This window comes from Nostoc sp. WHI, from assembly GCF_015714725.1.
Lineage (GTDB): Bacteria > Cyanobacteriota > Cyanobacteriia > Cyanobacteriales > Nostocaceae > Nostoc.
The window spans coordinates 1-10,822 of sequence record NZ_WBKM01000140.1 but is presented as its reverse complement, the minus strand read 5'-3'; the positions used below and the strand labels follow the sequence as shown (position 1 = coordinate 10,822).

The window sequence follows — 10,822 nt, the reverse complement described above, 5'->3', positions numbered from 1 at the left end:
GAGTGGGGAGTGGGGGGTTTGTTACCTTTGATGGTGGCAACAATACCAGTGTGGGCAATGCCAGTTTGATGCTCAATTCCCCATTCTTGCAGCTTTTGTGATACAAACTCAGCCGTTAGTTTTTCTTGAAAACCCAACTCTGGTTGTTGATGCAGTCGCCGCCGCCACTCTATCAATTGTGGTTGCAATGAACGGATCGCTAGTCGGATGCGAGATAGGTCAACAGAAGAGGAATTTGGGAAAGTGGAAACCATTATGAAGACAAGCTAGTTTAAGTACAGCTAACTCAAGCAGCTAACTTAGTTTATTTTCCCAGTTTATCGTTCTGAATGTGTTAGTGTTTCCCAATCTAAATCTGACGCTATTTGAGCAAGTTTATCTAAATCAGTTAGGTTATCTAAATAAGGCACACAGCCTAAAACTGGCGTGTTAGTCAGTGATTGAATCAATTGATGTGGTGTCCAGTCGGCTATTTCTGCATCGGTTCGCGGTTGTACGCAGTTCAGCACAATGCCTTTGAGATTGACGCGCGATTGTCTAGCTAATGCTACATTTGCCACTGCTTGAGCGATCGCACCCAATCTTACAGGTACTACCAATACCGTTGGTAAACGCCATTCTCCGGCTAAATCGGCTACCGTTAATTCCTCCGTTACTGGCGAACCTAACCCTCCCAAGGCTTCTATAAGCACAAAATCACGATGCGATCGCAGCTTCGACAAAGCTTGCCACACCACTGCTAAATCTACTCGGCGATTTTCCCGTGCTGCTGCTATGGGAGGAGCTAGAGGTGCTTGAAAGTACAATGGTGTAATTTCTTCAGCAGATTGTTCTAGCGCGAATAGCTTTTGATACCACTCGCGATCGCCAATTCCCGATTGAATCGGTTTCATGATTCCCCAGCTATGCTGCGGGTAATATTTTTGCCAATAGGCGGCTAACGCTGTTGTTAAAACAGTTTTACCAGCTTCCGTATCAGTTCCCGTAATCAGTAGTGTATTCAACATTAATTTCTTTGGCCAGAAAATGGTTGTGTTTCATCAGCTGGCGGAAAAGTTTGCGTTTCACCAGTCGTTGGAATTGGGGTAGGCGTCTCTGTGGGAATTGGGATTGGTGTCTCTGTGGGAATTGGGATTGGTGTCTCTGTGGGAATTGGGGTAGGTGTTTCTGTGGGAATTGGGGTAGGTGTTTCTGTGGGAATTGGCGTCGGTGTCTCTGTCGGAGTTGGGATTGGTGTTTCTGTGGGAATTGGGGTAGGTGTTTCTGTCGGTGTTGGTTCGACTGGTTTTTCTAATGAGACATTGAGATTGTAATTGCTTTCGGCAACTCCTGAAACCAAAGTCAACTCAATAGTATATCTACCAGTAACCAGCAATGTGCCTTCATAAGATTTTACCTGCTGGGCATTAATATCAACGGGTTGTTCATTGGGATTTAAGACTCTTAGGAAAATGCTGCTTCCTGGGTCAATAAACGTAGTTAGCTTAGTTCCTTCCTGCCCAAAAAAAGTGTACCGGATTATTTGATTTGCTGTAATAATATCGTCAACTGTAGTTGGATTAGATGCTCTAAGATTTAAGCGCCTAGTAGATATAACAGGTTCTTCGTTGGTAGGTGTAGGTGTAGATATGAATGTAGTACCACCAGAAATCACGGGTGAAGGGAAATTTTGTGGAAGTGTCTCATTTGGTGTTTTCGACTGACTGCGGATGGAACTTACCAGTACCCAAGAACCAAATCCCGCTATGATCACTACAGCGCTACCAATTGCTGCGATCGCTAACGGATTATCCAAGACTGAAGTAGTGTTACTTGGGGGAATTGCTGGATCTGGTCTTTTGGGCGAAGCTGCTGGTGGCACTGGGTCAGGGCGGCGACCAACTGCCATTGTTTGCAAGTTCGACACATTGGGCATAGAAACACTGGGTTGAGTCAGAAATTGCAGTGCTTGGGATACATTAGCAGCACTTTGGTAGCGATCGCTCGGTAGATGATTCAACATTCGATTCAACACTATAGCAAATCGCGGATTAACTCTTACCCACCGTTCCCAATTCCAAGTTAGTTGGTTTTCATCAAACAAATCGCTTGGTTCTTTACCAGTCAGCAAAACTATCGCACTCACTGCTAATGCATACAAATCACTACTAGGATAAGCCCCACCTGTTTGCATTTGTTCACTAGGAGAGTAGCCTAATTTTCCCACAGTGGTTACTGGCATAACGCTATCTGGCGATCGTAAACGCTCTGCCAGTTCTTTTACTACCCCAAAGTCAATTAACACAGGTTTAGCGTCGCTATCTCGCAAAATAATATTTTCTGGCGAGATATCCCGGTGAATAATCCCTCGACTGTGAATATGCTCTAAAACAGGCAACAACAAGTGCATCAACTGCAATACCTCAGCCTCCGTGAAAGTTTGACCGACAGCTTGGCGTTCAGCCAACAGAGTTCGGTACGTCTGACCTGCAATGTAGTCTTCCACCAAAAACAAGCGTTGGTCTTGCTCAAATCTTTCCCGGAATTTAGGTATTTGTAGGTGTTCAATTTGGTATAAAATTGCAGCTTCTCGATGAAAAAGCTCTTGTGCCTTCTCCCAAGCCAAAGCCGACCTTGCTGTTGAAATCAATTCCTTGATCGCGCAAAGTTCGTTAAAGCGCCTCTGGTCTTCGGCCAGATAGGTTCTACCAAATCCTCCTTGTCCGAGAATTTGAATTATGCGATAACGGTTTTGCAAGAGGGTGCCAACTGTAATCGGTGGTTGCATGATCCAGTGATTGAGTGTAATGGCAACTGATAAGCAAGTCACCCACAAAGATTAGTCTAAGAGAGTTACGTGCGGCAATATTCTACTATACACAACGTGTAAACCCCCAAAAGAGCAGGGTCATTTCGTATTCTATAACTCAATACCCTGGGGATAAGCCTTTTTTTCTCCTCATGCTGCCCTAATTCCACTCTGTGTCGCCCTGAGTTTTCCTACCTTTTAGCGCTACAGGACTTATCAGTTTTTCTTCCTAATCAAACGATATATTTTAAAATATGTAAAATTAATAGAGCTATAGTATAAAAGCAAAGATTAATATTACTAAAAATTCCTATAGCTGTAAAAATGCTAAACAGCAATTTTGAAATCCCTTGATTATCTTCCTTCTTAACTTTTGCCTAGAGCGATCGCCCCAACATCCAAAATCACCATCCGTTTGAGTCCCAGATTATAGGCGATCTGCAATAAAGCGTATCCAGTTATGGCTGCACCCAACTGGGGCGATCGCAACCACCCAAAAATCAAAGCACTACCCAACAGCACCAATGCCATCCCAGTAGCAACACGGATGCTAACTAATCGAGCGGCAATTGGCCGCTTACACTTTACAGGGTGCTGACGGTCAGATTCAACATCTACGATGTCATTGATTAAGTAGAAGCCACTTGATGCACAGCAAAATAGCACAAATGCCAATAGGCTACCTAGTAGAGATTGGAAATTGATGCTAAATGCAAACAATGGCGCTGCAAACACCACTAGGTTTTTTGTCCATTGTCGCGGTCGTATAGCAGCTAAGAGGTACGCCGACTTCTTGGAACTAGTTGCTATGGCAGTCAAAGATTTTTCTACTACTGAAGTAGGACGAGAGTCCATAAGTATTCTTGTCCCTTCTCTGTCCCAGAAGAATTTACATTAAACAACTTTTCTAATTAAATTTTTTAGTAAAAATACTTACAAATCTTCAGATGGATAACAATACCCTTGTTAAGTAATATTTTTATATCAAAAAGAATATTTTTATTCAATCTTTATTTAAACTTTATCTAATCTTTATCTAAAGACTTGTTTGTGCATGGAGAAATTATGTTTACTGCTAGCGTCTTCTAACTTGTGTAATTCTCATTTCTTTTAATGCGTAAGCTCTAGAATCATAAGCTACCACTAAAATACTTAGTTCTATGTGCTATACTGCATGAGAACAAACTTTGATATCACTTAAGTTAAGTTGTAAATGGTTTACTGTCAGCGATGAATTAGATAGTTAGAAGAGCCTACCACACTAATGTTTTGTTTAAAGGATTAGGGTTATTTACTTTAACCTAAAAAAATCGAACCTATAGACCTAGTGGACGCACTTGATATCAGTTAAGCTATCAATAGCTTGTTTACCAAGAAAATTAGACAGTTAGCGAATGATAATTTTATGGAAAAATGTTTTAATTTTGTATGGAAGCTTCAATAAAACTCCCAGATGTTTTTTTAAACTATTTCGCGGTTAAATCTATTAAATCTCTAATGATAATATTGCTATGAATACACATAAAGGATCTGCTGTCCTCAGTTCTGCAATTTTAAAAGTGCAATCATCTGCAACAGGACTGACCGATAATCAGCGCCTGCGGCTATTTTCTGGCTCTGCCAATGTACAACTGTCTCAAGAAGTCGCTCGTTATCTGGGCATGGACTTGGGGCCAATGATTCGCAAAAGATTTGCGGATGGAGAGCTTTACGTTCAAATCCAAGAATCGATTCGGGGTTGTGATGTCTATTTAATCCAGCCATGTTGTCAACCGGTGAACGATCACTTGATGGAATTACTGATTATGATTGACGCCTGTCGTCGAGCTTCTGCACGACAGGTAACGGCAGTAATTCCCTACTATGGCTACGCCCGTGCCGATCGCAAAACAGCAGGACGAGAGTCAATAACCGCCAAGTTGGTTGCTAACTTGATCACCGAAGCAGGTGCGAACCGGGTTCTAGCAATGGATTTGCACTCGGCTCAAATTCAGGGCTATTTCGATATACCCTTTGACCATGTTTATGGTTCGCCAGTATTGCTGGATTATTTGGCAAGCAAACAGCTGCCCGACGTTGTGGTTGTTTCCCCCGATGTTGGCGGTGTAGCACGGGCGAGGGCATTTGCGAAAAAGCTGAATGATGCCCCACTAGCAATTATTGACAAACGTCGTCATGCACACAATGTAGCAGAAGTGTTAAATATCATTGGCGATGTTAAAGGCAAAACGGCAGTGTTAGTGGATGACATGATTGACACTGGGGGGACGATCGCTGAAGGGGCGCGATTACTGCGTGAAGAAGGAGCGCGTCAGGTATACGCCTGTGCAACTCATGCGGTGTTCTCTCCACCAGCGACGGAACGGTTGTCTAGTGGCTTGTTTGAGGAAGTCATTGTCACCAATACGATTCCCATACCAGAAAGCGAGCGCTTTCCACAATTAGTGGTGCTGTCAGTAGCTAATGTTTTAGGAGAAACTATCTGGCGGATTCATGAAGATACTTCAGTCAGTAGTATGTTCCGTTAGTCAATAAAAGACTGCCATTTCTTTTACAGGCGTGAAGGATGAAGGTTAAAAAATTTTATCTTCATCCTTCATTTTTTTGCCAATACTTCAATTTGTGTAACAACCCGTTCTAATTCCTCAACGATCGCAGTGGTTTTAGTATTGCTGAAGGCATTCACAAGCGCCCGATAATACCACAGACTCCCTGCTTTACCTCCTTGAAAACGTTCCCAAAGTGATTCCCCCAATGTGCGATAATCTTTTAGAATAGACTGGGCATTATAAAGTTTATCTGCTGCTGATACGAGCAGTACTGATGGGGAAGCGGTCGGAATATGAGCAATGTATGCTTCCTTGCGCTGTCGCCAAGGGGGTTTAGGTGTAGTGTCGGCATCAGTACAACCATTTACAATTGCTGTTACATTGTCACCAAAACGGCGGCGAATTTCTTCACGTGTTGCAGCACCACCTTGGTCTTCGATGGCATCGTGTAAGAGAGCTGCGATCGCTTCATCTTCATTTGCACCGTATTCTAAAGCAATACTGGCGACACCTAATAAATGGGCAATGTAGGGAACACCTGAACCTTTACGAACTTGGGTAGCGTGCAGTTGGGTTGCGTAGATCAGGGCTGCGGTAAAGCGTTCTGACAGCATGGTTGTGTACATCATAGCCGAGCGGGAGAGGGACAGACTTGAAGAAAAGTTCAAGGCAGGAAGAGATTTGTAGAACTCACTTTATTGAGTTAAGCCCGTGCTAATAAGGGAGCAGCAGCTATTAAGGTTTTGGTATAGGGGTGCTGAGGATTGGCAAAAATAGTTTTTGTAAGACCGAGTTCGACAATTTTACCGCTATTCATCACGGCAATTCGATCGCACAAAAACCTGGCTAACCAAAGGTCATGAGTGATAAACAAGTAAGTTAACTCAAATTCTTCCTTTAATTGCAACATTAGTTCTAGCACTTGCGACTGCACACTAGCGTCCAACATACTTACAGGTTCGTCGCAAATGAGAAGTTTGGGATGAGTAATCAAAGCACGAGCGATCGCAACTCGTTGCTGCTGTCCTCCAGATAAATCTGATGGATAACGCTCATAATACACTAGTGGCGGTGTTAACCCGACTTTCTCTAGCATCCATAAAACCTGTTCTTTTGCCTTAATGGGATCAGCAAGATTGTGGATAAATAAAGGATCAGCTATACTTTGTCCCACAGTCATCGCTGGATTAAGACAAGCATGGGGGTCTTGAAAGATCATTTGGATTTGTCGCCGTGAAGAACGAATTTCTTGACGCGACAGGCTAGTTAAATCCTGTCCTAAAAACTCAACTTTGCCACTCGTGGGACGAATTAGTTGCAAAATTGTTCGTGATAGCGTACTTTTACCGCAACCTGATTCTCCAACTAAACCGAGAATTTCTCCTGGATAAAGATTCAGGTTGATCCCATCGACTGCTTTAATTGTCTGCGCTTGTCTATTAAACAGTCGTTCGATAAAGTTAGGTTCTATGGTGTAGTATTGCTTGAGTTCTGTGACCCTCAAAATTGGGGATTGCTCATTAATAATTGGTAATTGCTTTTCTTCCCCACTCCCTATTTCATCTAATGCTTGGATGTGTAAAGCTGCTTTTAAGAGCGATCGCGTGTATTCATGTTGAGGTTGCTTAAATACAGTTTCTGTAGAACCCATTTCGACCATTTTGCCGTTGTACATAACGCCAATGCGATCGCAATATTCACCCACCATTGCTAAATCGTGAGAAATCAGCAGCAATCCCATGTTTTCTTGACCGCACAGGCGAGTTAATTCTTGCAATATCTGCGCGGAAACAGTGACATCTAAACTCGTAGTGGGTTCATCGGCAATAATTAACTTCGGGTTGAGGAGTAAAGCTAGGGCGATCGCTACCCGTTGCCGCATTCCGCCGCTAAACTCATGGGGATACTGATTCCAGCGACTAACTGGAATATTCACCTTTTCCAAGGTAGCAAGTGCTTTTTCTTTGGCTGATCGCGTTGATAATTCTGGTGAGTGGGCTTGAAGGGTTTCGATACAATGCTTACCAATGGTCATTAGCGGATCGAGGCGTGTCATCGGATCTTGAAAAATTAAGGCGATCGCCTCTCCTCGAAATTTCCGCAACTGATTAGGTGTCAAGTTAAACACCGATTGTCCTTGAAATGTCACCCGTCCCTCAACACGACTAGAGGCTGGGAGTAAACTCATTACTGCCCGTCCGATAGTTGACTTACCACAACCCGACTCTCCTACCAATCCCATTCGTTCACCTGGTTGTAAGGTGAAAGATACATCATCAACCGCCCAGCTTGATTCTTCCCCACTCCGTTGAGGATAGGCAACTTGCAGATTTTCGATACAGAATAAGGCTTCACTCATAGTTAGTTATCAGCCCAGAGCTACCAACTTTTATAATTTCAAATTTAGGATAGTCTATCAAATTAATATTAGACCTCCCTTGTGCAAACATCTTCACTGTCTTAGCGTAGGCGTAGCCTCTCGTAGAGAAGGCATCGCCTCTATTGAGGACAGTTTTACAATAGACCTCTTGCAAAAGTCCTTCTTTTCGCCTTTGCGCGGCAGTTGCTACAACGGTGAGGCAGCGCGGTCTTGGGGGTTTCCCCCATGAGTGACTGCCGTGGGAACCCCCGCAACGCGCTGCCTTGCCTTTGCGTGAGACAAAAAATTATTTATGCAAGAGGTCTAATAGAAAACTGAAAAATAAATCCAGTAATTGCCCTATTGCTATTGATATTTTAGATTACTTAAAAATATAAAGTTAGCGCAATAAGCCCTGAAGGTGCTAGAGGGTTAAGTAAGTGGTCAAACAACACCGATATGACTGGTTGAAAGTTGGGAAATTTTTCCGCCAACGAAAATTACTAGCGCTGTTGCTGGGGATTTTCTTCTCAATCTCTGTAGTCTTATTTTGGCAGAGACTCTTAATTCCAACTTTCAGGTCATTAATACACTTGCGATGTCTACGATGGTCACTGAGCTTTACCGTTGGCGCAGCCTCTCGTGGAGGAGTGTGGGCGTAGATGCAGCACCCAACAACAGCAATATTGGTTGCAGGGTTATTGATAGCAGGATTATTAGTTGCAGGCACGTTGACATTGTTGATCTATTTCATCCAGACGATGAAAGCGAATAACCAAAAGATAGCATTAATAAATCAGGAGCTAGCTCACAAGGTTTTTGAGCAGAAACAGATAGAAATCGCCCTCCGTGCTAGCGAAACTCATCTGCGGCAGTTGGTAGAAACTGTCAAAGTCATTCCTTGGGAATTAGACTTGAAGACTTGGCGATTTATTTACGTTGGCCCCCAAGCGGTAGACTTGCTAAATTATCCGATCGCAGAGTGGTACGAGGAAAACTTTTGGGTCAATCATCTGCATCCAGATGACAAGGAAAAGTCTGTTCGTTTTTGCCAAGAAGCAACTGCTAGGTGCGAAAATCACGAATTGGAATACCGGATGTTGGCAGCCGACGGGCGAGTTGTTTGGCTGCGAGACATTGTTAGCGTAGTTCATCAAGCAGAAACTCCTACTATGCTGAGGGGGTTTATGTTTGATATTACTGATTTGAAATTGGTTGAAGAAGCCTTGAGACTGAAGGAAAGGGCACTTACTGCTACCAGTAATGGAGTTATTATTGCCGATGCCAGACTCGCCCATAATCCAGTTATTTACGCCAACCCCGCCTTTGAGCAAATAACAGGCTACAGTGCTACTGATGTGATTGGGCAGAACTGTCGATTTTTGCAAGGCACAGATACCCAGCAACCAGCACTCAATGAACTGCGTTCAGCGATTCGATCTGGAACAAGTTGCAAAGTTATTCTCCGCAACTATCGCAAAGATGGTACCTTGTTCTGGAATGAATTTAGTATTTCTCCTATCCATGACGAAAATGGTAAGTTAAGCCACTTCATTGGGATTCAGGCAGATATTAGCGATGTCTACGATGAGCTTCGCTTACGCAAACAAGCTGAAGCTATTCTGCGTCGGCAAGCCCTCACCTTTGAAAATATGCATGATGGCGTAATAATCACAGATTTAACCGGAAGTATTATTGACTGGAATCCGGCTGCTGAAAGTATGTTTGGCTATACCAAAGCCGAGGTTTTGGCTAAAAGTCCCAGTATTTTGTATAAACCTGAAATAGCCGCAACATTGAGCGCCAAAATTATCGAAAAAATGAACCAGCAAGGACGCTGGTCAGGGGAAATAAACTTTATTCGCAAAGACGGCAGCGAGGGAATTTGCGAAACAACTGTGGTATCTCTACAAGATGAGCAGGGGCAAACTGTTGTCACTGTTGGCGTTAATCACGACATTACCGAAAACAAACGGGCTAAAGAGGCACTGCAACGGCAATTGCAGCGAACTTTATTACTTGAACAAATTACTCAAGAAATTCGTCAAAGTCTTGATACCAGCAAAATCTTTGAGACGGCTGCTACCCAAATTGGACAAGCATTTGGAGTTGAACGCTGTCTGATCCATTCTTATATTAACGACACCACTCCTCGAATTCCCTTAGTAGCAGAGTATAATATCATGCCTGTTTACTGCTCCGTGTTGAAATTGGAAGTTTCCATGACTGACAATCCCCATGCAGAGCAGATGATGGCACAAGAAAGGGCGATCGCTTCCCCAGATGTATACGTTGATCCTTTACTCCAGGCGGCTGAACCGATTTGCCGAGAAATTAAGCTAAAGTCTATGCTATCAGTCCGCACTTCCTATCAGGGAGAACCCAATGGTGCGATCGCCTTACACCAATGCACTTATTTTCGCCAGTGGACACAAGATGAAATTGAATTACTAGAAGCAGTGGCGGCTCAACTGGGTATTGCTCTAGCACAGGCTCACTTACTAGAACAAGAAACGCGCCGACGTAAAGAACTTACCTTAAAAAACTTTGCCTTGGAGCAAGCAAAACGTCAGGCAGAAGCCGCAAATCGGGCAAAAAGTGAGTTTTTGGCAATGATGAGCCATGAAATTCGTACCCCAATGAATGCTGTTATTGGCATGACTAGTCTACTACTGGATACTGACCTCACGCCCCAACAGCAAGACTTTGTGGAAACAGTTCGCAGTAGCGGAGATGCTTTGCTTGCTATCATCAACGACATTCTAGATTTTTCTAAAATTGAGTCGGGCAAGCTGGAATTAGAAGAACAGCCTTTTGATTTGAGAGCTTGTGTTGAGCAGGCTATCTACCTCTTAGCCCCGAAAGCGATACTGTTGGCGAAACATTACTTAACATAAAAACGCCGATTTTACCGTGTATTACATGGGAAGGGTAATTCTACCTTCCCATGTAATACACGGAAAGAAAAAAATTAAGTTAGCTGCCTCAATAATCAATAAACTAGAAGAAATACCTGTGGAGGCAGTATATGTGCTTACATCCTGAAGAAATTCCTCCTATTCCCGATGAAACGGTACGTGTAGCCAAGGCCGCATTTCCAAAAGGTAATTTATATATGCGCTTGCG

General features: G+C 43.3%; 7 protein-coding genes and 1 pseudogene. 2 read left to right on the top strand and 6 right to left on the bottom strand.

Annotated elements, in window-relative coordinates; translation table 11 throughout:
* From F8S12_RS14060 to F8S12_RS14045, 4 genes and pseudogenes are all read right to left on the bottom strand, one after another.
* Positions 1-254 (bottom strand): annotated as a pseudogene (locus F8S12_RS14060) (amidohydrolase); the annotation flags it as partial.
* A gap of 63 nt (positions 255-317) precedes the next feature.
* A complete protein-coding gene (bioD, locus tag F8S12_RS14055; protein ID WP_196516880.1) occupies positions 318-1,004 on the bottom strand; it encodes a dethiobiotin synthase in 687 nt (228 codons plus the stop codon).
* Positions 1,005-1,006: 2 nt separating this feature from the next.
* Positions 1,007-2,767 (bottom strand): serine/threonine protein kinase, encoded by a 1,761-nt coding sequence (locus tag F8S12_RS14050; RefSeq protein ID WP_196516879.1) that lies wholly within the window; start codon positions 2,765-2,767, stop codon positions 1,007-1,009.
* Between the two features lie 387 nt (positions 2,768-3,154).
* Positions 3,155-3,643, bottom strand: coding sequence for a UbiA family prenyltransferase (locus F8S12_RS14045; RefSeq protein WP_230968008.1), 489 nt, complete (start codon positions 3,641-3,643; stop codon positions 3,155-3,157).
* A 656-nt stretch (positions 3,644-4,299) separates the two neighbouring features.
* Here F8S12_RS14045 and F8S12_RS14040 point away from each other — a divergent pair.
* A complete protein-coding gene (locus tag F8S12_RS14040; RefSeq protein WP_196516877.1) occupies positions 4,300-5,316 on the top strand; it encodes a ribose-phosphate pyrophosphokinase in 1,017 nt (338 codons plus the stop codon).
* Between the two features lie 68 nt (positions 5,317-5,384).
* Here the strand turns inward: F8S12_RS14040 and F8S12_RS14035 are convergent, their stop codons facing one another.
* Complete coding sequence (locus tag F8S12_RS14035; protein WP_196516878.1) at positions 5,385-5,951, bottom strand: HD domain-containing protein; 567 nt, start codon at positions 5,949-5,951, stop codon at positions 5,385-5,387.
* An 89-nt stretch (positions 5,952-6,040) separates the two neighbouring features.
* The gene (locus F8S12_RS14030; protein ID WP_196516876.1) at positions 6,041-7,696 is read right to left on the bottom strand and encodes a dipeptide ABC transporter ATP-binding protein; all 1,656 of its coding nucleotides are present in this window, start codon (positions 7,694-7,696) and stop codon (positions 6,041-6,043) included.
* A gap of 662 nt (positions 7,697-8,358) precedes the next feature.
* Between F8S12_RS14030 and F8S12_RS14025 the strand changes: the two genes are divergently transcribed.
* Entirely contained in the window at positions 8,359-10,593 is a 2,235-nt protein-coding gene (locus F8S12_RS14025; RefSeq protein ID WP_331001389.1) for a PAS domain S-box protein, read from the top strand.
* Positions 10,594-10,822 lie beyond the last annotated feature (229 nt).